General features: G+C 75.3%; 19 protein-coding genes, 1 tRNA gene and 1 pseudogene. 17 read left to right on the top strand and 4 right to left on the bottom strand.

Annotation, left to right across the window (positions count from 1 at the left end; genetic code table 11):
* The first annotated feature begins 93 nt into the window (after window positions 1-93).
* The 10 genes from O7609_RS12550 (at window position 94) to O7609_RS12505 (ending at window position 7,969) form a co-directional block, all read left to right on the top strand.
* Window positions 94-177, top strand: a tRNA-Leu gene (locus O7609_RS12550).
* Between the two features lie 288 nt (window positions 178-465).
* Entirely contained in the window at window positions 466-1,149 is a 684-nt protein-coding gene (locus O7609_RS12545) for an OsmC family protein (protein ID WP_269736875.1), read from the top strand.
* Window positions 1,150-1,154: 5 nt separating this feature from the next.
* Window positions 1,155-1,859: a helix-turn-helix domain-containing protein gene (locus O7609_RS12540; protein ID WP_269736876.1), complete on the top strand. Its 705-nt coding sequence runs from the start codon at window positions 1,155-1,157 to the stop codon at window positions 1,857-1,859.
* Window positions 1,860-1,892: 33 nt separating this feature from the next.
* A complete protein-coding gene (locus O7609_RS12535; protein WP_269736877.1) occupies window positions 1,893-2,525 on the top strand; it encodes an Rv1733c family protein in 633 nt (210 codons plus the stop codon).
* A gap of 121 nt (window positions 2,526-2,646) precedes the next feature.
* Window positions 2,647-3,204: a hydrogenase maturation protease gene (locus tag O7609_RS12530; protein ID WP_443072102.1), complete on the top strand. Its 558-nt coding sequence runs from the start codon at window positions 2,647-2,649 to the stop codon at window positions 3,202-3,204.
* 57 nt (window positions 3,205-3,261) lie between these two features.
* Window positions 3,262-4,440 (top strand): 4Fe-4S dicluster domain-containing protein, encoded by a 1,179-nt coding sequence (locus O7609_RS12525; RefSeq protein WP_269736878.1) that lies wholly within the window; start codon window positions 3,262-3,264, stop codon window positions 4,438-4,440.
* Complete coding sequence (locus O7609_RS12520) at window positions 4,437-4,916, top strand: Crp/Fnr family transcriptional regulator (RefSeq protein WP_269736879.1); 480 nt, start codon at window positions 4,437-4,439, stop codon at window positions 4,914-4,916. Before O7609_RS12525 ends, O7609_RS12520 begins: the two co-directional genes overlap by 4 nt.
* Window positions 4,913-5,719: an FAD/NAD(P)-binding protein gene (locus O7609_RS12515; protein ID WP_269736880.1), complete on the top strand. Its 807-nt coding sequence runs from the start codon at window positions 4,913-4,915 to the stop codon at window positions 5,717-5,719. The genes O7609_RS12520 and O7609_RS12515 overlap by 4 nt, the downstream gene beginning before the upstream one ends.
* Before the next feature lie 73 nt (window positions 5,720-5,792).
* Window positions 5,793-6,578 (top strand): oxidoreductase, encoded by a 786-nt coding sequence (locus O7609_RS12510; protein WP_269736881.1) that lies wholly within the window; start codon window positions 5,793-5,795, stop codon window positions 6,576-6,578.
* A complete protein-coding gene (locus O7609_RS12505) occupies window positions 6,575-7,969 on the top strand; it encodes a Ni/Fe hydrogenase subunit alpha (RefSeq protein ID WP_269736882.1) in 1,395 nt (464 codons plus the stop codon). Before O7609_RS12510 ends, O7609_RS12505 begins: the two co-directional genes overlap by 4 nt.
* A gap of 76 nt (window positions 7,970-8,045) precedes the next feature.
* Here the strand turns inward: O7609_RS12505 and O7609_RS12500 are convergent, their stop codons facing one another.
* A complete protein-coding gene (locus O7609_RS12500) occupies window positions 8,046-8,468 on the bottom strand; it encodes an Hsp20/alpha crystallin family protein (RefSeq protein ID WP_269736883.1) in 423 nt (140 codons plus the stop codon).
* Window positions 8,469-8,758: 290 nt separating this feature from the next.
* Window positions 8,759-9,442 carry a CBS domain-containing protein gene (locus O7609_RS12495; protein WP_269736884.1) on the bottom strand — a complete coding sequence of 228 codons (684 nt, stop codon included), beginning with the start codon at window positions 9,440-9,442 and terminating at the stop codon, window positions 8,759-8,761.
* Window positions 9,443-9,621: 179 nt separating this feature from the next.
* Here O7609_RS12495 and O7609_RS12490 point away from each other — a divergent pair, with 179 nt between their 5' ends.
* Window positions 9,622-10,098, top strand: coding sequence for a cyclic nucleotide-binding domain-containing protein (locus tag O7609_RS12490; protein ID WP_269736885.1), 477 nt, complete (start codon window positions 9,622-9,624; stop codon window positions 10,096-10,098).
* 179 nt (window positions 10,099-10,277) lie between these two features.
* On the top strand, window positions 10,278-12,065 hold the full coding sequence (locus O7609_RS12485) for a sensor histidine kinase (RefSeq protein WP_443072101.1): 1,788 nt from the start codon (window positions 10,278-10,280) through the stop codon (window positions 12,063-12,065).
* A gap of 11 nt (window positions 12,066-12,076) precedes the next feature.
* Here O7609_RS12485 and O7609_RS12480 read toward each other — a convergent pair whose 3' ends face one another.
* Together O7609_RS12480 and O7609_RS12475 are read right to left on the bottom strand one after the other, a co-directional pair.
* A complete protein-coding gene (locus tag O7609_RS12480) occupies window positions 12,077-12,772 on the bottom strand; it encodes a response regulator (RefSeq protein WP_269736886.1) in 696 nt (231 codons plus the stop codon).
* Window positions 12,773-12,883: 111 nt separating this feature from the next.
* Window positions 12,884-13,573, bottom strand: a complete 690-nt coding sequence (locus O7609_RS12475) for a CBS domain-containing protein (RefSeq protein ID WP_269736887.1) — start codon at window positions 13,571-13,573, stop codon at window positions 12,884-12,886.
* A gap of 285 nt (window positions 13,574-13,858) precedes the next feature.
* On the opposite strand from O7609_RS12475, the gene O7609_RS12470 reads away from it, so the two are divergent.
* From O7609_RS12470 to scpA, 5 genes and pseudogenes are all read left to right on the top strand, one after another.
* On the top strand, window positions 13,859-14,641 hold the full coding sequence (locus O7609_RS12470; protein WP_269743589.1) for an HAD family hydrolase: 783 nt from the start codon (window positions 13,859-13,861) through the stop codon (window positions 14,639-14,641).
* Entirely contained in the window at window positions 14,638-17,064 is a 2,427-nt protein-coding gene (locus O7609_RS12465) for a glycoside hydrolase family 65 protein (protein ID WP_269743588.1), read from the top strand. Before O7609_RS12470 ends, O7609_RS12465 begins: the two co-directional genes overlap by 4 nt.
* Window positions 17,065-17,205: 141 nt before the next feature.
* A pseudogene (locus O7609_RS12460) lies at window positions 17,206-17,412 on the top strand (DUF1918 domain-containing protein); the annotation flags it as partial.
* A 188-nt stretch (window positions 17,413-17,600) separates the two neighbouring features.
* Window positions 17,601-19,493, top strand: a complete 1,893-nt coding sequence (locus O7609_RS12455; RefSeq protein ID WP_269736890.1) for a methylmalonyl-CoA mutase family protein — start codon at window positions 17,601-17,603, stop codon at window positions 19,491-19,493.
* Entirely contained in the window at window positions 19,493-21,703 is a 2,211-nt protein-coding gene (gene scpA / locus O7609_RS12450; RefSeq protein ID WP_269736891.1) for a methylmalonyl-CoA mutase, read from the top strand. The genes O7609_RS12455 and scpA overlap by 1 nt, the downstream gene beginning before the upstream one ends.
* The last annotated feature ends 28 nt before the right edge of the window (window positions 21,704-21,731 follow it).

Below are 21,731 nucleotides of genomic sequence, written 5' to 3'. Positions count from 1 at the left end.
ATGTCGGCAGGGAGCAGCCCACCGGGGAGGCCCTGGAGGCCACCTGAGAGATACGGGCCCCGGAATGGTTGGCTATCCTGACGACGCACCCATGCGCGGGTGGCGGAATAGGCAGACGCGCTGGATTCAGGTTCCAGTGCCCGAAAGGGCGTGGGGGTTCAACTCCCCCCTCGCGCACTCAGCAGTAGCGACTGAGGTGTCTTCTCGCGGTGACGAACGTCACTGGGGAAGGCGCCTTTTTCGTTGTGCCCGGCGGCGGGGAACCGCGGTGGCCGACGACGCGACGACTGACACGTCGCCCCTGACCCTCCGGCCGGTGAAGCCGTGCCCCTGCCTCCTGCCCCCTGGGCTCTACAAGGGCCTGACGCCGCACTGAGCGGGCGCTGGCCCGCCCGGGGCCATCAGCCCCGGGCGGGGGCCGTTCGGCTCTGGAGGCCGGGCGGCCGGCGGGCGGATGGTGGGCCTGTGGACGAGAAGCGGAACGCGGAGCACGGCGATCACGTGCGGACGCGCTGCGGGCGGGACGTCAACGTCACCCGGTTCACGCTGCCGGGGCTGCCCGCCGGGATGGGCCGGGTGGTCCTGGACACCGCGCGCGAGCCGTACGACGACAGCGAGGTGTGGGCGTCGCTCACCCCGCGGGAGGCCCGGCGCATCGCGGCGCTGCTGCTCGCCCAGGCGGCGGCCGTCGAGCAGCACTCCGGGCGTCCGGGACGCGTGGAGGTCGTGCCGCTCGGCGGTGACGCGTACGAGGCGAGCGTGCGCGGGCACGTCCTGACCGTCGATCAGCCGGAGTCCGCGGGCGGCGGGGACACCGCCCCCTCGCCGGTGGAACTGTTCGTGGCCTCCGTGGCCACCTGCGTCGCGCACTACGCCGGACGCTTCCTCGACCGGCACGGACTCGACCGCCGCGGCCTGCGCGTCACCGCCGAGCACACCCTGGCCGCGCACGCCCCGGCCCACGTCACGACGCTCGCCCTGCGGGTCGACGCGCCCGGGCTGCCACCGGAGCGCGCCGCGGCCCTGAGGGCCGTCGTCTCGCACTGCACCGTGAAGAACACGCTCACCGACCCGCCGGAGATCACGCTCACCCTCGGGACGCTCGCGCCGGAGCCGGTGGCCGGTGAGCCGTCGTCCGGAGGGACGTGAGGGAGATGCCGAACACCGCGGACCAGCGCACCGGAGCCGGGCACGGGACCGACCTCGGGCGGCGGGTGGCCGCCCGGCGCGAGGAGCTGGGGCTGAGCCGCGAGGAGCTCGCCGAGCGCACCGGCGCCGCGACCACGTACATCCGCTACGTCGAGGAGCGGTCCGCCACGCCCGGTGTCGGGGTGCTGCTGCGGCTCGCCGACGCCCTGCGGACGACGCTGGCGGAGCTGACGGGGAGCGCGGCGGACCGGCCGCCCGGCGGGGGCACCGCGTTCCGGGGCGCCCGGCTGCTGGAGCTGGACGAAGCGGAGTGCCGCGGGCTGCTCGGCTCGCACGGCGTTGGGCGGGTGGCGGTCATCACTCCCGAGGGCCCGGCCGTGGTCCCCGTCAACTACGTGGTGTCCGCCGGGGACATCGCGTTCCGCACGGCCGAGGAGACCGTTCCGGCGGCGGTCGAGGGGGCCGAGGTGGCCTTCGAGGTGGACCGTATCGACGAGGTGCTCAGCGAGGGCTGGAGCGTGCTGGCCGTGGGCGAGGGGTGGGCCGTCACCGACCCGGACACCGTCGGGCGGCTGGACGAGCGGACCGCCTCGGAGCCGTGGCCCGGCGGGCTGCGTCGACGGTGGCTGGCGATCACCCCGTCCCGGGTCACCGGCCGCAGGATCGTGCACCCCGAGGTCGACCACGACGCCGTGGACGACTCCGGGTGACCGGGCGCGTACGCGTGGTGGAGGAGGTGCCCCGTGTCCCGACGGAACTTCGTGACCCCCGGGAGTGGCCCGCCCCGCACGCCGCTGCGCGCGCACTGGCGGCGGGCGAGGGGCCGGGACACCGGCCCGCTGTGCCGCGATCTCGACCGGGCGCGCAGCCGGGCGGTCGTCGGCTTCGCCGCCGCGCTGCCGCTGGCCGTGGTCCTGGGCTCGGCCGCCGGGCTGGCCATCCTGGACGGCGAGAGCCGGACGGCCGAGCAGGAGGCCCGGCACCGGCACTCGGTGAGCGCGCGGACGCTGGCCGAGGCGGAGCCGAGGGAGTCCCCGTACCGGGGTGGCGGCGGTGACGCGACGGCGCCGGCGGTCTGGCGCTTCCCGCAGGCCGAGGAGCACCGGGGCACCGTGGTGGTGTCCAGCGGAACCGACGCGGGGAGCACCGTGCCGCTGTGGGTCGACGACACCGGGAACCCGGCCGCCGCGCCCCGCTCGGACGCGGACGTCGCCCTGGCCGCCGCGCACGCCGGGCTCGCCGTGGCCGGCGGCGTCTCGCTGGCCTCCCTGGGACTCCTCAAGCTCCGTCTGTACGCCTTGGACCGCCGCGCGGACGCGGACTGGGCGGGCGAGTGGGACGTGGTGGAGCCGCGCTGGTCCGGCTCCGGCCGCTGACCGCGCCCCCGCGTACCGCCGTCCGCGTACCGCCGATCGCGCGCCCGGTGCGTCGCTGCGGCTCCCGCGGGGCCGGGGCGCCGACGATGGTCGGAACGGGGGCTGTCCGGGACGCGCGAGGATGAGGACGTACGGATCGATGGAGCCGCTCGCCGGTACGGCCGTCATCGGGGTGGGCAACGCGTTCCGGGGTGACGACGGCCTCGGGTGGGCCGTCGTCGCGCTGCTGCGGGAGCGGGCCGAGCGGTGTCCGCCGCCCCCGGGTACGGCGTTCGCGGAGTGCGACGGGGACCCGGGCCGGCTGATCGGCCTCTGGGAGGGCACCGCGCTCACGGTGGTCGTCGACGCCTGCTTCCCTCCTGTGCCCCGCCCCGGGCGGATCCACCGGTGGTGTTCGGCCCCCAGGGACGCACCGCTCGTCGTGGCCGCGGGGCGGCACAGCACGCACGGGCTCGGCGTCGCCGAGGCGCTGCGGCTGGCCGACGGCCTCGGGCGGGCTCCGGGACGCCTGGTCGGCTACGCGGTCGAGGGGGCGGATCACGGGCTCGGCCGGGGGCTCAGCCCGGCGGTGGCCCGTGTGGTGCTGCGCCTGGCCGAGCTGATCGAGGCGGACGTCGCGCACCGCGACCGCACGGGGACACACCCGGCGGCTTCGGCCCGGAAGCCCCCACCCTCCTGACACTCTGTAGTTGACCTGGCAGCACAGGGTGTCGCGCGTGGAGGGCGAGGGCAGAGGATGACGGACCCCGCGGAGACGGAAGCGGCCGGAGCGGGCCGGGAGGACGGGGCCGGAGCGGTGCTCGACCGGGACGGCCTGGAGGCGCTCGTGCGCGTCCTCGCGCGCCGTGGCCGCACGGTGGTCGGCCCGACGGTCCGCGACGGCGCGATCGTGCTGGACGAGCTGGACTCCGCCGGAGCACTGCCCTGGGGCTGGGGCGTCGAGCTGGAGGCGGGGCGGTACCGGCTGCGCCGCCGGGAGGACGGGGCGGCCTTCGCCCACAGCGCGGGGCCGCAGTCGTGGAAGACGTTCCTGCACCCGGAGCGGGTGCGCCAGTGGACGGCCGACCGGGAGCCCGACGGCGGGATGACCGTGCGCGAGGACCGGCCCCGGGACGTCGCGTACGCCTTTCTCGGGGTGCGGCCCTGCGACCTGCGGGCCATCCGCGTCCTGGACCGGGTGATGACCGGCGGCCGGCACCGGGACCCGGCCTACCGCTCCCGGCGCGCCGGCGCGTTCCTCATCGCGGTGGAGTGCACCGAGCCGGGGGCCACCTGCTTCTGTGTCTCCATGGGCTCGGGCCCGGCCGTCGACGCGGGATACGACCTCGCGCTCACCGAGGTCGTGGACGGCGAGGGCCACCGCTTCCTGTGCCGCAGTGGAAGCGCGGAGGGGGCGGAGGTGCTCGCGGAGCTGCCCCGCCGCACCGCCGACGGCACCACCCGGCGCGCCGCGGCCGACGCCGTGCGCGACGCCGCCGACCGCATGGGCCGCTCCATGCCGCCGGTGGACCTGCGGACCCTGATGCGGGACAACCTGGAGGCCGAGCGCTGGGACGACGTCACGGCGCGCTGCCTGAGCTGCGGCAACTGCACGATGGTGTGCCCCACCTGCTTCTGCACGACCACCGAGGACGTCACCGACCTGACCGGCGACCACGCCGAGCGCTGGCGCCGCTGGGACTCCTGCTACGACCTGGACTTCTCGCTCCTGGGCGGCGGGCCGGTGCGGGCCAGCCCGCGCAGCCGCTACCGCCAGTGGCTCACCCACAAGCTGGGCACGTGGCACGACCAGTTCGGCAGCTCGGGGTGCGTGGGCTGCGGCCGGTGCATCGTCTGGTGCCCCACCGGCATCGACCTCACCGAGGAGGCCCACGCCCTGCACGAGGAGGCCACGCGGAAGGAGGGCCGGACGTGACTCCGCCGGCCGACGCGGACGCGGTGACCGGCACGTTCGCGGCGCTGTCCCCCGAGCACCGCGAGCGGCTGCTGGCGCTCGCCCGCGACGTCACCCTCCCCGGCACCACCCGGATCTTCGAGGAGGGTGAGGACGCCGACCGCTTCTGGCTGCTGCGCGGCGGTGTCGTGGCGCTCGACGTGCAGCTCCCCGGCCCCGGGCGGGCCGTCGTCGAGACGATCGGCGCCGGGGGACTGCTCGGCTGGTCGTGGCTGTTCCCGCCCCGCCGCTGGCACCTCGGAGCCGAGACCCTGGAGACTGTGCGCGCCTGGGAGTTCGACGCGGACGCGGTGCGCGCGCTGTGCGCCGCGGACCCGGCCCTGGGGCTGCCGCTGGTCACCGCGGTGGCCGCCACCATCGGGGAGCGGCTGCGCGCCACGCGGACCCGGCTGCTCGACCTGTACGGGCCGCCGCAGGGGAGTGCTCCGCCGCCATGACGCTCGTTCCGCTCCCCTACCGCCTGGTGGCCCGCCGCGAAGACACCGGCGACACGGTCACGCTCGTGCTGGAGCCGGTCGGCCGGGCTCTGGAGCCCTTCGCGCCGGGCCAGTTCGCGATGCTGTACGCGTTCGGCGTCGGCGAGATCCCGGTGTCGGTGTCGCGTCTCGCCGAGGGGCCGCGCCTCACCCACACGGTGCGCGCCGTCGGAGCCGTCTCCCGCGCGCTGTGCGGACTGCGGGTGGGCGCCTCGGTGGGGGTGCGCGGGCCGTTCGGCACCCGCTGGGACCTCGCCGCGGCCCGGGGCCGGGACGTGCTCGTCATCGCCGGGGGTATCGGGCTCGCCCCGCTGCGCCCCCTCGTCCACGCCGTCCTGGCCGAGCCGCGGGCGTACGGGCGGCTGAACGTCCTGGCCGGGGCCCGGTCCCCCCAAGACCTGCTCTACCAGGACGAGTTCCCCGACTGGCGGCGCCCGTTCGCCGTCGCCACCGTCGACCGGCCGAGCGTCGGCTGGGCCGGTCGGGTCGGCGTCGTCACGACGCTGCTCGGCGAGGCGCGGTTCGCTCCCGGAGGCACCACGGCGTTCGTCTGCGGCCCCGAGGTCATGATCCGTGCCACCGCCCGCGCGCTGCTCGGCCACGGGGTGCCGCCCGGGCGGGTGCGGGTGTCGCTGGAGCGCAACATGCGCTGCGCCACCGGGCACTGCGGCCACTGCCAGCTCGGGCCGCTGCTGCTCTGCCGGGACGGCCCGGTCGTCGGTTACGACGAGGCCGAACCCCTGCTCGCCGTCCGGGAGCTGTGACGGGGGTAGCTGTCGAGAGGAGCCGTGGAGGGACCGTGAGAGCAGCCGTGGAAGGCGTGAGAGGAGCCGTGAGATGAGCACGCACACCGCACCGGACGCCCGCCCCCGGCTCGGGGTGTTCAAGTTCGCGTCCTGCGACGGCTGCCAGCTCACCCTGCTCGACTGCGAGGACGAACTCCTCGGCATCGCCGCCGAGCTGGAGATCGCCCACTTCCTGGAAGCGTCGAGCGACATCGGGCCGGGCCCCTACGACCTGTCCCTCGTCGAGGGTTCGGTCAGCACCCCCGAGGACGCCGCGCGCATCCGGCGCGTGCGGGCCGCGTCCCGGCGCCTCGTCACCATCGGCGCCTGCGCCACCGCCGGCGGCGTCCAGGCCCTGCGCAACTACGCCGACGCCGGCGAGTACCTGGAAGCCGTCTACGCCCGCCCCGACTACATCGAGTCCCTCGCCACCTCCACCCCCGTCTCCGCCCACGTGCCCGTCGACTTCGAGCTGCGCGGGTGCCCCATCGACCGGACCCAGCTGCTGGAGGTCATCACCGCCTTCCTCGCTGGCCGCAAGCCGGACGTCCCGAACCACAGCGTCTGCTTCTCCTGCAAGCGACGGGGCACGGTCTGCGTGACCGTCGCCCACGGCACGCCGTGCCTCGGCCCCGCGACCCACGCGGGCTGCGGGGCCATCTGCCCGGCCTACGGGCGCGGTTGCTACGGCTGCTTCGGCCCCGCCGGGACGACCAACCTCCCCGCCCTCGTCCCGCTCATGCACCGCGACGGCATGAGCGAGGAGGACGTCGGCAGACTCCTGCACACCTTCAACGTCACCGCGTTCACGGACGTGGAGGAGCACGGTCCCGCATGAACGAGCCCGCACCCGGCACCCGGACGCTGCGCGTCCCGGCCCTCGCCCGCGTCGAGGGCGAGACCGCGCTGCACCTGCGCGTCCACGACGGCACCGTCACCGAGGCGCGGCTCGCGATCTACGAACCGCCCCGGTTCTTCGAGGCCTTCCTGCGGGGCCGCGCCCACACCGAACCGCCCGACCTCACCTCGCGCATCTGCGGGATCTGCCCCGTCGCCTACCAGCTGAGCGCCTGCCGGGCCGTCGAGGAGGCGTGCGGCGTCCGCGTCGAGGGGCCCGTCGCGGCCCTGCGCCGTCTGCTGTACTGCGGGGAGTGGATCGAGAGCCAGACGCTGCACGTCCACCTCCTGCACGCGCCGGACTTCCTCGGCCACGCCGACGTCGTCGGCCTCTCGCGCGAGCACCGGCCACACGTCGAACGCGGGCTGCGGCTCAAGCAGGCCGGGAACGCCGTCGTCGAGCTGCTCGGGGGCCGCGCCATCCACCCGGTCAACGTGCGCCTCGGCGGCTTCCACCGGGCGCCCACACGCGGCGAGCTGCGGCCGCTCGCCGAGCGGCTGCGCACCGCGCTGGACGACGCCTGGGACACGGTGCGCTGGGTCGCGGGCTTCGACTTCCCCGAGGCCGAGTGCGAGGCCGACCTGCTCGCGCTCGCCGAGCCCGGCACCTACGCCATCGAGTCGGGCGTCCCCACCGTGCTCCCCTACCCGGAGCCGGGCTCCCCGCCCTCGTCCCGCGCCTTCCCCCTCCACGCGTTCCCCGAGCACGTCGCCGAGGAGCAGGTCCCCCACTCCACGGCGCTCCACTCCCGGCTGGACGGCCGGCGCCACCTCACCGGCTCCCTCGCCCGCTACGCCGTCAGCGGCCACCTGCTCTCACCGGTGGCCCGGCAGGCGGCCCGGGAGGCCGGGCTGAGCGAGCCGCCGCTGCGCCCGGAGGCGGAGGGCGGCCCCGGCGAGGTCTGCCGGAACCCGTACCGGAGCATCCTCGTCCGGGCGGTGGAGGTCCTCTACGCCGTCGAGGAGGCGCTGCGGATCATCGGGGAGTACGAGCCGCCCGAGCGGCCGTACACGGAGGTACCGGCCCGTGCGGGCGTCGGGCACGGCGCGACGGAGGCGCCCCGGGGCCTGCTCTACCACCGCTATGTGCTCGACGACGCGGGCCGGGTCGCGGACGCCCGCATCGTGCCGCCGACCGCGCAGAACCAGGGGGCCATCGAGGAGGACCTGCGCCGCCTCGTCCAGGCCGCGCTGCACCGGGGGGAGGCGTCCGACGAGGCGCTGACCGCCCTGTGCGAGCGGGCGGTGCGCAACCACGATCCGTGCATCTCCTGCTCGGCGCACTTCCTGGAGCTGGACGTCGAGCGGACCACGGGGGCACCCGGCACCTGAAGGCCGACATCCGACGATCGCGGGCCCCCGGACGTGCGGCCGTCGGTCCGCCCGGAGGCCCGCGACACACCGGGTCTCAGATGGTGTGCTTGATCTCGATGTGCTTCGGCCTCGCCTTCTCCTCGCCGAGACCCACGCTCACGGTGAGCATGCCGTCCGTGTAGTCGGCGCGGACGTCTTCGTCGTTGGCGCCCTTGGGCAGGGTGAGGCTGCGGGTCAGCGACCCGTAGCGGATCTCGCTGCGGTGCTTGTCGACCTCGCGCTCGGTCCGCTCGGCCTTGACGGTGAGGACGCCGTCCTCGACGGTGACGTCCAGGTCCTCGACGTCGATGCCGGGCAGCTCCGCGCGGATGACGTACCGACCCTCCTCCGTGTACTCCTCCACCCGCATGGTGTACAGGTCCGCCATGCCCGGCATGGCGAAGCGGGTCGGGAAGTCCTCGAACCAGTCGGGCAGCTCCGCGAAGGGGAACCGCTGCCTGCGTGCGAGTGTGGCCATGACCAGGTCTCCTCCTCACTCTCGTCTCCCGGGGCGACGTGGTGACGCCCTCCGCCTTCAGTGAACCGCGCGGGGAACGGGCCTCGGCAGGGCCGAACGGCCCGCGTGGGTCCCGGGCCGGGGCGGGGGCCGGTCGGCCCTGGCGCCGACCGGCCCCCGGTGTTTTCCTGGAGGTGACGGAAAGGGTCCGATACGAGAGACGCGGGGAAGCGGTTAGAGGCCCGCGCACCGCGTAATCAGGGTCCGCGAGAAGCGGATGGGCCCTTTCCGCCTTCGTGTGTCCCCCGCGGTCAGCCGGCGTGCGTGCTCTCCGCGTCGCTGGCGGTGTCGTCGCGGTCGAACGCGAGGTGCTCGTCGACGGCCACGACGCCGTCCACGGCCCGGCACAGCCGTACGACGAGCGGCACTGTGCTCCGCGACTCGACCGTGCCCCGCAGGGTGACCCGCCCCGCCCGCACGTCGACGGCCAGCTGGTGCGGGGCCAGCCCGAGGGTGTGCTGCATGACGTCGAGCTCGATCTCGTCGTGGATCGCCTGGTCCTGGCGCAGGAAGACCCGCAGCAGGTCGGAGCGGCTGACGATGCCGACGAGCCGGTCCGTCGCGTCCACCACGGGCAGCCGCTTGACGCCCTGGACCTCCATGAGCCGGGCCGCCTCGACCACCGTCCAGTCCGGCCGGGCGCAGACCGCCGGTGCGGACATCAGCTCCTCCGCCCGCGCGCCCTCGGCCTTGGCCCGCTGCCACGCCTCCAGGTGCGGCACGACGGTCAGCCCGGAGGCGTCGGGCTGGTCGCTCGCCTTGCGCAGGAGGTCCGCCTCGGAGACGACGCCCATCGGGCGCCCGGCGGCGTCCACGACTGGCACGGCCGTCACCCCGGAGTCGGAGAGCAGCTCCACGATCTCCTTGAACGGCAGCTCACGCGGGGCCCGGACCACGTTCCGCGTCATGAGGTCCCGCACGGTGCGATGGTGCATGATCCACTCTCCGTTCGTCCGGCTCGCCGTCGGCGACCCCTCCAGCCTCCGCCCCGTCCGGCACGGCCACGAGGGCCGGGCGGGTCCGCCCGCGGGGCCCTTCGGGCCTGCCCCGGCCGGGCGGTCCGGCGCCACGATGGAGGGAACGGTTCAGGCTCGGCGGCGGCCCGGGAGGCATCATGATCATCACTGCGAACAGCCTGCTGAGTTCGCTGCCGGAGGAGGGCCGGGAACGGCTGCTCGCCCTGTCGCACCCGATGGAGTACCCCGCCGGGACGAGGATCTTCCGCGAGGGGCAGCGGGCCGACCGGTTCTGGATCATCCGCAGCGGTTCCGTGGCCATCGACCTGCGGGTGCCCGGCCGCCGCCCCGCCGTCGTCGAGGTGCTCCACTCGGGTGACCTCGTCGGGTGGTCGTGGCTGGTGCCGCCGCATGTCTGGCACCTGGGGGCCGAGGCCCGCAGCCACGTCCGGGCGTGGGAGTTCGACGCCGTCAGGGTGCGCGAGCTGGCCGAGGAGGATCCGCGGCTGGGCTACGCGCTGGCCGTGCGGGTGGCGGAGATCGTCGGGCACCGGCTGCAGCACGCCCGCACCCGGCTGCTCGACCTGTACGGGCCCTACGGCAGCGGGCAGTGGCCGGAGGGCAGCCTCCGCTGAGCCACAGCGCTCCCCCGTCCTCCTGCGCCCTCCGAGCCTCCTGGGGCGTTGGGCCTCCCGGGGCGCTGAACCCGCCGTCCGGCCGATCCCTGCACGTCGCGCCGTGCGGCGGGCACGGGCCTGCCGGTACCGTGAAGCGGGGGGAGCCGCCGCACCTTCGGACAGCCGTAGGAGGCCCCGTGACCACGGAGTGGGGCGGATCGTCCGAGGGCCTGCCACGGCTGCCGCTGGACGAACTCGTGGACGAGCTGCAGGCCCGCGTCGACGAGATGCGCCGGACCCGGGACCGGGTGCACAGCCTGCTCGAAGCCGTGCTGACGGTGGGCAGCGAACTGGATCTGCCGCAGGTGCTGCGCCGCATCGTGGAGGCGGCGACGGTGCTGGTCGACGCCGAGTACGGGGCGCTGGGCGTCATCGGCGAGGACGGCATGCTGGCGCGCTTCGTACCCGTGGGCATCAGCGAGGAGCAGTACGCGGAGATCGGCCACCTGCCCACCGGCCACGGCCTGCTCGGTGAGCTGATCCGCCACCCGAGGCCGCTGCGGCTGCCCGACCTCGCCGCGCATCCCGCCTCGCGGGGTTTCCCCGAAGGCCATCCGCCGATGCACACGTTCCTCGGCGTGCCCGTCCGCGTGCGGGACGAGGTCTTCGGCAACCTCTACCTCACCGAGAAGCGCGACGGCCGGGAGTTCGACGCCGAGGACGAGTCCGTGCTCTCGACGCTGGCCGTGGCGGCGGGGGTCGCCGTCGAGAACGCCCGGCTGTACGAGCAGGCCCGCAACCGTCAGCGGTGGCTGGAGGCCAACGCCGAGGTCACGGCCAGCCTGCTGTCGGGGGCCGACGAGTCCGCCGTCGTCGAGCTGATCGTCCGGCACGCCCGCCACATACTCCACGCGGAGCTGGGCGCCCTGGCCGTGCCCGTCCACGAGGGCGCCGACCTGCGCTTCGTGCGTGTCTCCGGTGCGCGGTGGGAGGGCCACCAGGGTCTGGTGGTGCCGGCCGAGGGCTCGTTCGTGGGCGCGGCGGTGCGCGCGGGGAAGCCCATCACCAGCCCCGACATCGCCCACGACCCCCGCGTCACCGAGGGGCCGCGGCGCTGGCAGGGGCTGGGGCCCGCGGTCGCGGTGCCCATGGAGTCCCGGGAGGACGTGCGCGGGGTGCTGCTGCTGGCCCGCGGGGAGCCCCCGGCGTTCGGGGAGCACGAGACCGCGCCGCTGCTGACCTACGCCGGTCAGGCCGCGCTCGCCATGGAGCTGGCCGACCGGCGCCGCGACGCGGAGCAGGTCGCACTGCTGGAGGACCGCGACCGCATCGCCCGCGACCTCCACGACCTGGCCATCCAGCGGCTCTTCGCCACCGGCATCTCACTCCAGTCGGCCCTGCGCTTCGTCGATCACCCCGAGGCCGAGCACCGGCTCCTGCACGCCGTGGACGACCTGGACGAGACGGTGCGCATCATCCGCTCCACCATCTTCGGCCTGCGCCGCCGGGAGCCGGGAGTCCGCCGGCACGGGCTGCGGGTGCGGGTGGCGGAGGCGGCCGAGGAGGCGGCGCGGGCGCTGGGCTTCACCCCGTCGCTGCACACCGAGGGTCTGGTGGACACGGACGTCCCCGCCGAGGTGGGGGACGAGGTGGTCACCGTGCTGGCGGAGGCGCTGACGAACGTCGCCCGGCACGCCCACGCGACCGCCGCCGACGTGGCCCTGGTCGTCGGCGGCGGCCGGGTGGCTCTGACCGTGCGGGACGACGGCGTCGGCATCCCGGCCGCCGGACGGCGCAGTGGGCTGCTCAACCTGGCGGAGCGCGCCGAGCGGCTCGGCGGCGGGCTGACCGTCGAGGCGCCGGAGGCCGGCGGCACCCGGCTCGTCTGGTCGGTGCCCCTGGGCGGCACCGGGGGGTCGCTGGATGCCGGGCCGCCGCGGGACTCCGGGCCGCTCCGGGCCGCCGGGCCGCCGCGGGACGGATAGGCGGACGCCGGTCAGCGGTGGCGGCGTGGCGCGGTGGCGGGCGGGGCGTGGGTGGCCAGGACCGCCGCCTGGACGCGGCGCTCGACGCCCAGCTTGGCCAGCAGCCGCGAGATGTTGTTCTTGACCGTCTTCTCCGACAGGTAGAGCCGTCGGCCGATCTGCCGGTTCGTCAGGCCCTCCCCGATGAGGTCCAGGATCTCCCGCTCCCGGGGGGACAGGTCGGCCAGCGCGGAGTCCTCCGCGGGGGCGTTCTGCTCCCGGCGCAGGTTGTCCAGCAGCCGTGCGGTGGTCGCCGGGTCCAGCATCGACCGGCCCGAGGCCACCGTCCGCACGGCGGCCACCAGGTCGGAGCCCTTGATCTGCTTGAGCACGTACCCGGCCGCGCCCGCGAGGATCGCGTCGAGCAGCGCGTCGTCGTCGTCGAAGGAGGTCAGCATCAGGCAGGCGAGGTCCGGCATGCGCGAGCGCAGTTCGCGGCAGACGGCCACCCCGTCGCCGTCCGGCAGCCGCACGTCCAGGACCGCCACGTCGGGCCGCAGCGCGGGGACGCGGGCCAGCGCCTGTTCGGCGGTACCGGCCTCTCCCACGATGACGATGTCGCTCTCGGCGTCCAGCAGGTCGTGCAGGCCGCGCCGGACCACCTCGTGGTCGTCCAGGAGGAAGACCCCGATCTGCCGCTCTGCCGTGCCCTCTGGTGTCCGGTTCATCATTCCGTCCTCGGCTGCTCGTGGGAGCGTCCCGCGGATTCCATCGTGCGGGGCGCGGGCGGGCGCCGCCATAGGCCGACCGGCCCCGCGGGGCGGCCGTGCGGGCCGTCGTCATCGCGCCGAACCGACGGGCTCCTGCCCGGTGTGCCGCGCCGTCGCGATGTCGCCGCGGTCGAAGCGGACGTCCACCACGCCCTCGACGGCGCGGGCCATCCGGGTGGCCATGGGCACCAGAGCGGGGTCGCCGAAGGCCCCGGTGAAGGTCACCACGCCCTCCTCCACCCGGACCCCGACAGCGGGCTTCCGGTGCGGGAACAGCGGTTCGACGACCTGCCGGCGCACCTCCTCGGCCAGCTCCTCGTCCGGACGGAGGAACACCTTCAGCAGGTCCGCCCGGCTGACGATGCCCGCGAGCCGGCCCTCGCCGTCCACCACGGGCAGCCGTTTGACGTGCCGTACGGCCATCGTGCGGGCCGCCTGGGCGAGGGTGGCGCTGGCGAACACGGAGACCGCCGGGCTCGACATCAGGTCCCGGGCCACCAGGCCCCCGGCCTTGGCCAGCTCCTCCAGCCGGCGGTAGCGCTCGAAGGCGGAGGTGTCGCTGTCGCGGAACTCCTCCTTGAACAGCAGGTCCGCCTCGGAGATCACGCCGACGACCCGCCCGTCGCCCGCCAGCACCGGCATCGCGCTGATCCCCCACTGCCGCAGGGTCTGGGCGACCTCCTTGAACGGCGCGTCCGGGCTGACGGCGACGACGGTCCGGGTCATCACGTCGCTGACGGTGTGGGGCGAGGTGTCCATCGCGTCCTCCCGCGGGCGGGTGCCGGCACCTTCCACCGTCAGCCTGCGGGCGCCCGGTTCCCCGGGGCAGGGGCCACCCGGCCCCGCCCCGCCGCCGACCGGCCTCGGCCCTCCCGGGCCTCGCCGCGCCCCCGCCGCGGGTCGCGGCGGCCGTCGTCATGGCCCACGATGGGGACGTCGGCCCCCGCCACCGGCACCGCCGACGGCCGCCCACCGACCCCACCGCCGGCCGGGTCGACGCGATCGACCCGACCGACCCGTTCCCCGGGCCCGGAAGAGGCGCTGATGACGACGTCACCGCCCCCGCTCGCTCCGCCGCTGCGCGGGGCCCGTGCCGTCGTGTTCGACACCGACGGCGTCCTGCTCGACTCGGCGGGGCTGCACGCCGCGGCCTGGAAGGCCGCCTTCGACCCCTGCCTCGCGGCGGCCGGGCAGCCGCCCTTCGACCCGGAGGCGGAGTACCGGCGCTGGGTGGACGGCCGGTCCCGGCTGGACGGTGCCGCCGCCCTGCCGGCCGCCCGCGGGCTCCGGCTGCCGCTGGGCGACCCGGCGGACGGGCCGGGCAGCGGCAGCGTCCACGCGCTCGCCGCGGCCAAGGAGGCGGCGTTCGTCCGGGGTCTGGCCGAGCGGGACGTGCCCGCGCTGCTCGGGGCCCCTCGGCTGCTGCGGGCGCTGGGGGACGCGGGCGTGGCGTGCGCGGCCGTCTCCGCCTCCCGGCACGCTCGTGAACTGCTGCGCCGCGCGGGCCTGCTGGAGTGGTTCGCCGTGGTCGTGGACGGCACCGAGGCGGCACGGCTGGGCCTGCCCGGCAAGCCGGACCCGGCGCTGTTCCTGGAGGCGGCCGCCCGGCTGGGGGTGCCCCCGGCGGAGTGTGTGGCCGTGGAGGACGCGGTGGCGGGCGTCGAGGCCGCCCGGCGCGGCGGCTTCAAGGCCGTCGTCGGCGTGGACCGGGCGTCCGGCGGCAGCGATACCGGGGCCCAGGAAGGCGCACTGCGGACCCACGGTGCGGGCGTCGTCGTCTCCGGCCCGGCCGAACTGCTGGACGCGGCCGAGAGGAGACGGACATGAGTGCGCCCGCGCACGGAGACGGCCACCGGTGGGAGTACGAGGGGTACGACCCCGGCCAGGAGCGGCTGCGCGAGGCGCTGTGCACCCTGGGCAACGGCTACTTCGCCACCCGGGGCGCCGCGCCCGAGGCCGTGGCGGGGCCCGCCCACTACCCGGGCACCTATCGCGCCGGCTGCTACAACCGCCTGACCTCGCGGGTCGCCGGGCACACGGTCGAGAACGAGGACATGGTCAACCTGCCGAACTGGCTGCCGTTGCGCTTCCGCGTCCGCGAGCCGGGGGACGGCGCCGCCGGCCCGTGGCTGTCGCCGGACGATGCCGAGGTGCTGGCGTATCGGCAGAGCCTCGACCTGGCCGGGGGCACCCTCACGCGCCGGATGCGGCTGCGCGACGGGGCGGGCCGGGTGCTCGGGGTGCGGCAGCAGCGGCTCGTGCACCTGGTCGACCCGCACCTGGCCGCGCTGCGCACCGAGTTCACGGCGGAGAACTGGGCGGGCACGCTGGAGGTGGAGTCGGCGCTCGACGGCGACGTGCGCAACGAGGGCGTCGAGCGGTACCGGGCGCTGCGCGGGGGGCACCTGACGGGCTGGCGCACGGGGGAGACCCCGCGGGGCGTGCTGTGGCTGGAGTGCCGCACCCGTTCCTCCGGCGTCCGGGTGGCGCTGGCGGCGCGGACCCGGTCGTCCGCGCCCGACCCGGAGCCGGTGCGGGCGCGGACGGCGGAGCGCGCCGTCGCGCAGACGCTGAACGTACCGCTGGCCGAGGGGCGCACGGTCGCCGTGGACAAGGTCGTCGCGCTGCACACGTCGCTGGACGCGGCCGTCAGCGATCTGGTGTACGCGTGTGACTGCCGGGTGTGCGACGCGCCGCAGTTCGAGCGCTTGCGCGCCACGCACCGGGCCGCGTGGGCGCGGCTGTGGCGGCGGGCGGAGCTGACGGCGCCCGGCGAGCCGGGCCGCCTGCTGCGGCTGCACCTCTTCCACGTGCTCCAGACGCTCTCCCCGCACACCGCGGAGCTCGACGTCGGCGTGCCGGCGCGGGGACTGCACGGCGAGGCATACCGCGGGCACGTCTTCTGGGACGAGCTGTTCGTGCTCCCGTACCTGAACCTGCACCTCCCCGAGGTCTCCCGCGCGCTGCTGCTCTACCGGTACCGGCGGCTGCCCCGGGCGGTGCAGTCGGCCGTGGCGGCCGGGCGGCGCGGGGCGCTGTACCCGTGGCAGAGCGGCAGCGACGGCCGCGAGGAGACCCAGCGGCTGCACCTCAACCCGCGCTCCGGGCGCTGGCTGCCGGACCACTCCCACCTCCAGCACCACGTCGGCTCGGCGGTGGCCTACAACGTGTGGCACTACGGCCGGACGACGGGCGACCTCGGATTCCTGCACGGCCCCGGGGCGGAGATGCTGCTGCAGATCGCCCGCCTGTGGGGCGACGCGGCCGTGTGGGACGGGGCGCTGGGCCGCTACCGCATCCGCGGGGTGCTGGGGCCCGACGAGTACCACGACGCCTATCCCGGGGCCGCCCGGCCGGGGATCGACGACAACGCCTACACCAACGTCACCGCCGCCTGGGTACTGGCCCGCGCCCTGGAGCTGCTGCGCGAACTGCCCGAGCCGCGGCGGGGCGAGCTGGCCGAGCACCTCGCCCTGGACGGGGAGGAGACCCGACGGTGGGAGGAGGTGTCCCGGAAGCTGTACGTGCCCTGGCACCGTGGCGTGATCAGCCAGTTCGAGGGGTACGGCGACCTGGCCGAGCTCGACTGGGCGGCCTACCGCGAGCGCTACGGCGAGTTCCGCCGGCTGGACCGCGTCCTGGAGGCGGAGGGGGACAGCGTCAACCGCTACCAGGCGTCGAAGCAGGCGGACGTGCTCATGCTCGGCTACCTCTTCCCGCCGGACCGGCTCGCGGCCCTCTTCCGGCGACTGGGCTACCGGATGGACGACGAGCTGTGGCGTGCGACCGTCGACTACTACCTGCGCCGCACGAGCCACGGCTCCACCCTCTCCAGCGTCGTCCACGCCTGGGTGCTGGCCCGCGCCCGCAGGCCGGACAGCTGGGCGTTCTGCCGGGAGGCGCTCCTCGGCGACGCCGCCGACCTCCAGGGCGGCACCACGCCCGAGGGCATCCACCTGGGCGCGATGGCCGGCACGCTCGACCTCGTGCAGCGCGGCCTCACGGGCCTGGAGGCCGACGGGGACGGCGAGGGCCTGCGGCTCGACCCCGCGCCGCTGCCGCAGCTCTCCCCCTTCGACGTCTCGGTGCGCTACCGGGGCCACTGGGGTGTGCGGCTGCGGCTCCAGGGCCGGCGGCTGGAGGTGGCCGTCCCGGCCTCCGCCGAAGCGCCCCTGCCGCTGACCGTCGCCGGCCGCGCCTACGCCGTCGCCCCCGGCTCCTCACTCGTCGTCGACCTCCCGGCCGCCTGACCCGTGGCCGCCGCCTGACGCCCGGCAAGGGGGCGAACGGCCCGGCGCGGGGGCCGTTCGCCCCCTGTCCCCGGGCGTCCGCGGTGCCACGGTGGTCAGGAGCGGGCGAGCGGTGCGGGTGCGAACGGGACGGTGATGGCGATGCGGGCGCGGGTCGGAGACCAGCTCATCGTGCGGACCCCGAGTGACGGTGTGGCCCGGCGGGACGGTGAGATCGTCGGACTGCACCACGCGGACGGCACGCCTCCCTACGACGTGCGCTGGTCCGACACCGGGCGCGTCACCCTCGTCTTCCCCGGCCCGGACGCCCACGTGCGCCCGCTGCACCCGGCCGGGGGTCCGGAGGGCGAACCGGAAGGCCACGTTCCGTGACCGAGGTCATGGATTCGGCGCGGGCCGGACGGGGAACAGTGGCCCCTCCACGCGTTCGCGCCCCCCTGAAAGCTTCCTCGGGCACCCCTCATGCTCATCCGAGAGTCCAAGGTCACAGCGGTGCGGCGCTGCGCTGGCGGGTGCGGACGGCCTAGCCTGCCGCTATGACGGTCCTGCCTGATGACGGGCTCTCTCTGGCCGCCGAGTTCCCGGAAGTCACGCGCGCGCAGTGGCAGCACCTCGTCGAGGGTGTGCTGCGGAAGTCCGGCGCGAGTGACGCCACCGGGGCAGGAGCCGAGGAGGCGCTCTCCACCGCGCTAGAGGACGGGCTCAGCACCCGCCCGCTGTACACCTCCGACGACGCCCCCGAGGGCGGCGCCGGATATCCGGGTTTCGCGCCCTACGTACGGGGTGGCACCGCGGGCGGTGCCTCGCCCGCGGGCTGGGACGTGCGCCAGCGGTTCCGGTGCTCGGACGCCGCCCGCACCCACGAGGAGGTCCTGGGCGACCTGGAGAACGGCGTCAGCTCGCTGTGGCTGGTACTCGGCCGGGCCGGGCTGCCGGTGCGCGCGCTCCCGGCCGCGCTGGAGGGCGTCTACCTGGATCTCGCCCCCGTCGTGCTGGAGCCGGGCGAGGAGTTCGACGCCGCGGCCCGGGCGCTCTTCGACGTCCACGAGCGGCGCGGCGTCGCACCCTCCGAGGTGCGCGGCAACCTGGGCGGTGACCCGCTCGGGCTGCTGGCCCGCACCGGGGACGACGCGCCGGTGGACGGGCTGCTGGCGGACGCCGCCCGGTGGGCGGGCCGCGTCGGCGGCACCCACCCGGGGCTGCGGGCCATGACGGTCGACGCGCTGCCGTACCACGAGGCCGGAGCCTCGCCCGCCGAGGAGCTGGGATGCTCCCTGGCGACGGCGGTGGCGTACCTGCGGAGCCTGACGGAGGCCGGGCTGAGCGCCGAAGCGGCCTGCCGTCAGCTGGAGTTCCGGTACGCGGCGACGGCCGACCAGTTCACGACGATCGCCAAGCTGCGCGCGGCCAGGCGGCTGTGGGCGCGGGTCGCCGAGGCGTGCGGCGTCACCGCCGCCGCTTCGGATGCCGCGGCGCAGCGCCAGCACGCCGTGACGTCGCCGGTGATGATGACCCGCCGCGACCCGTGGGTGAACATGCTGCGCACGACGGTCGCGACGCTCGCGGCCGGGGTCGGCGGGGCGGACGCCGTCACGGTGCTGCCCTTCGACGACGCGGCGGGGCTGCCCGACGCCTTCGCGCGCCGTATCGCCCGCAACACCTCGACGATCCTGATCGAGGAGTCGCACTGCGCGCGGGTCGTCGACCCGGCCGGCGGCTCCTACTACGTGGAGCGGCTGACGGAGGAGCTGGCGCGGGCGGCCTGGTCGTGGTTCCAGGAGATCGAGGGCGCGGGCGGCCAGCGGGCCGCGCTGGGCTCCGGCCTGGTCGGCGAGCGCGTCGCGGCCACCTGGGCGCGGCGCCGCGAGGCGCTGGCGCACCGCCGCGAGCCGGTGACGGGCGTGAGCGAGTTCCCGCTGCTGGACGAGGAGCCGGTGCGCCGGGACCCGGCGCCGGAGCCGCTGTCCGGGGGGCTGCCGCGGGTGCGCCGGGACGACGCGTACGAGGCGCTGCGGGCGCGCTCGGACGCGCACCGGGAGGCCACGGGCGCGCGGCCGAGGGTGCTGCTGGCCGCGCTGGGTTCGGCCGCCGCCCACACCGGGCGGGTGACCTTCGCCGCGAACCTGTTCCAGGCGGGCGGCGTCGAGCCCGTGACGGTGCCGGTGGACGCGGGGAGCGCGGCCGACGCGGTGCGGGAGACCGGGGCCGCGGTGGTGTGCCTGTGCTCCAGCGACAAGGTCTACGCCGAGGAGGCCGCCGCGGTGGCCGAGGCGGTCCGGGGCGCGGGCGCGCGCACGGTGTTCCTCGCCGGGCGCCCCGGCGAGCTGCGCGAGACGCTGGAGGCAGCCGGGGTGAGCGGGTACGTCGCCGCCGGCGGGGACGCGGTGGGCCTGCTGGCCGGCGTCCTGGACGAGCTGGGAGTGAAGTGATGAGCCACATCCCCGACTTCACCGGAGTCGAGCTGGGGGGCGCCGCCCCGACGGGCGACGCCGAGGCGTGGCGGGCCGCGTTCGCGGCGGCGGCGGACGGGCGGGGCCCGCAGGAGAGCGTCTGGGAGACGCCGGAGGGCATCGGCGTCAAGCCGCTGTACACCGCCGAGGACGTGGCGGGCCTGGACTTCCTGGACACCTTCCCGGGCGCCGCGCCCTACCTGCGCGGGCCGTACCCGACGATGTACGTCAACCAGCCGTGGACGATCCGCCAGTACGCGGGGTTCTCGACGGCCGAGGAGTCCAACGCCTTCTACCGGCGGAACCTGGCGGCCGGGCAGAAGGGCCTGTCCGTCGCGTTCGACCTGCCCACGCACCGCGGCTACGACTCCGACCACCCGCGGGTGACCGGCGACGTCGGCATGGCGGGCGTCGCGATCGACTCGATCTACGACATGCGGCAGCTGTTCGACGGCATCCCGCTGGACCGCATGAGCGTGTCGATGACGATGAACGGGGCGGTGCTGCCCGTCCTGGCGCTGTACATCGTCGCCGCCGAGGAGCAGGGCGTCCCGCCCGAGAAGCTGGCCGGAACCATTCAGAACGACATTCTGAAGGAGTTCATGGTCCGCAACACCTACATCTATCCGCCGCAGCCCTCGATGCGGATCATCTCGGACATCTTCGCGTACACCTCGCAGAAGATGCCCCGTTACAACTCGATCTCCATCTCCGGCTACCACATCCAGGAGGCCGGGGCCACGGCCGACCTGGAGCTGGCCTACACGCTGGCGGACGGCGTGGAGTACCTGCGCGCCGGGCTCGGAGCGGGCCTGGACGTGGACGCGTTCGCGCCGCGGCTGTCGTTCTTCTGGGCGATCGGCATGAACTTCTTCATGGAGGTCGCCAAGCTGCGCGCGGCGCGGCTGCTGTGGGCGAAGCTGGTGCGGGAATTCGACCCGAAGAACCCCAAGTCGCTGTCGCTGCGCACGCATTCGCAGACCTCCGGCTGGTCGCTGACGGCGCAGGACGTGTTCAACAACGTGACGCGCACCTGCGTCGAGGCGATGGCGGCCACCCAGGGCCACACCCAGTCGCTGCACACGAACGCGCTGGACGAGGCGCTGGCCCTGCCCACCGACTTCTCAGCGCGCATCGCCCGCAACACCCAGCTGCTGCTGCAGCAGGAGTCGGGCACCTGCCGGACCATCGACCCCTGGGGCGGCAGCGCCTACGTCGAGCGGCTGACGTACGACCTGGCGCGCCGGGCGTGGAGCCACATCCAGGAGGTCGAGGAGGCCGGCGGCATGGCGAAGGCCATCGACGCGGGCATCCCCAAGCTCCGGGTGGAGGAGGCCGCGGCCCGCACCCAGGCGCGGATCGACTCCGGGCGCCAGCCGGTCATCGGCGTCAACAAGTACCGCGTCGCGAGCGACGAGCAGATCGAGGTGCTCAAGGTCGACAACTCGGCCGTGCGCGCCCAGCAGATCGACAAGCTGCGGCGGCTGCGCGAGGAGCGGGACGAGGCCGTCACGCAGGACGCGCTGCGGGCGCTGACCGCCGCGGCCGAGAAGGGCCACCAGGACGGTGGCTCGCTGGACGGCAACCTGCTGCACCTGGCGGTGGGCGCCGCCCGGGCCAAGGCGACCGTCGGCGAGATCTCCGACGCACTGGAGAAGGTGTACGGACGGCACGCCGGTCAGATCCGTACGATTTCCGGTGTGTACCGAGAAGAGGCAGGGCAGTCCTCCGCGTTGGCGGGCACCCGCGAGCTGGTGGGCGACTTCGAGCGGGCCGAGGGCCGCCGTCCGCGCATCCTGGTCGCCAAGATGGGCCAGGACGGGCACGACCGTGGCCAGAAGGTCATCGCCACCGCCTTCGCCGACCTGGGCTTCGACGTCGACGTCGGCCCGCTGTTCCAGACGCCGGACGAGGTGGCGCGGCAGGCGGTGGAGGCCGACGTGCACATCATCGGCGTCTCCTCGCTGGCCGCCGGGCACCTCACGCTCGTGCCCGCGCTGCGGGACGAGCTGAGGGCGCAGGGCCGGGAGGACATCATGATCGTGGTGGGCGGGGTCATCCCGCCCGCGGACGTGGAGCCGCTGCGGGAGATGGGTGCCGCCGCGGTCTTCCTGCCGGGCACGGTCATCCCGGAGGCCGCGCACGACCTCGTGCGCACCCTCGCCGCCGACCTCGGCCACGAACTGTAGGACCACGCACGACACTGGCACTGAAGGC

This window comes from Streptomyces sp. WMMC1477 (assembly GCF_027460245.1).
Lineage (GTDB): Bacteria > Actinomycetota > Actinomycetes > Streptomycetales > Streptomycetaceae > Streptomyces.
This window is presented reverse-complemented; position numbering and strand designations above follow the sequence as displayed.

Bases quoted from the DNA above. Each gene is read 5' to 3' on its own strand.
- O7609_RS12540 (WP_269736876.1), top strand. From the start codon at position 1,155: ATGCCGAACACCGCGGACCAGCGCACCGGAGCCGGGCACGGGACCGAC.
- O7609_RS12530 (WP_443072102.1), top strand. From the start codon at position 2,647: ATGAGGACGTACGGATCGATGGAGCCGCTCGCCGGTACGGCCGTCATC.
- O7609_RS12525 (WP_269736878.1), top strand. From the start codon at position 3,262: ATGACGGACCCCGCGGAGACGGAAGCGGCCGGAGCGGGCCGGGAGGAC.
- O7609_RS12515 (WP_269736880.1), top strand. From the start codon at position 4,913: ATGACGCTCGTTCCGCTCCCCTACCGCCTGGTGGCCCGCCGCGAAGAC.
- O7609_RS12510 (WP_269736881.1), top strand. From the start codon at position 5,793: ATGAGCACGCACACCGCACCGGACGCCCGCCCCCGGCTCGGGGTGTTC.
- O7609_RS12505 (WP_269736882.1), top strand. From the start codon at position 6,575: ATGAACGAGCCCGCACCCGGCACCCGGACGCTGCGCGTCCCGGCCCTC.
- O7609_RS12500 (WP_269736883.1), bottom strand. From the start codon at position 8,468: ATGGCCACACTCGCACGCAGGCAGCGGTTCCCCTTCGCGGAGCTGCCC.
- O7609_RS12495 (WP_269736884.1), bottom strand. From the start codon at position 9,442: ATGCACCATCGCACCGTGCGGGACCTCATGACGCGGAACGTGGTCCGG.
- O7609_RS12490 (WP_269736885.1), top strand. From the start codon at position 9,622: ATGATCATCACTGCGAACAGCCTGCTGAGTTCGCTGCCGGAGGAGGGC.
- O7609_RS12480 (WP_269736886.1), bottom strand. From the start codon at position 12,772: ATGAACCGGACACCAGAGGGCACGGCAGAGCGGCAGATCGGGGTCTTC.
- O7609_RS12475 (WP_269736887.1), bottom strand. From the start codon at position 13,573: ATGGACACCTCGCCCCACACCGTCAGCGACGTGATGACCCGGACCGTC.
- O7609_RS12470 (WP_269743589.1), top strand. From the start codon at position 13,859: ATGACGACGTCACCGCCCCCGCTCGCTCCGCCGCTGCGCGGGGCCCGT.
- O7609_RS12465 (WP_269743588.1), top strand. From the start codon at position 14,638: ATGAGTGCGCCCGCGCACGGAGACGGCCACCGGTGGGAGTACGAGGGG.
- O7609_RS12455 (WP_269736890.1), top strand. From the start codon at position 17,601: ATGACGGTCCTGCCTGATGACGGGCTCTCTCTGGCCGCCGAGTTCCCG.
- scpA (WP_269736891.1), top strand. From the start codon at position 19,493: ATGAGCCACATCCCCGACTTCACCGGAGTCGAGCTGGGGGGCGCCGCC.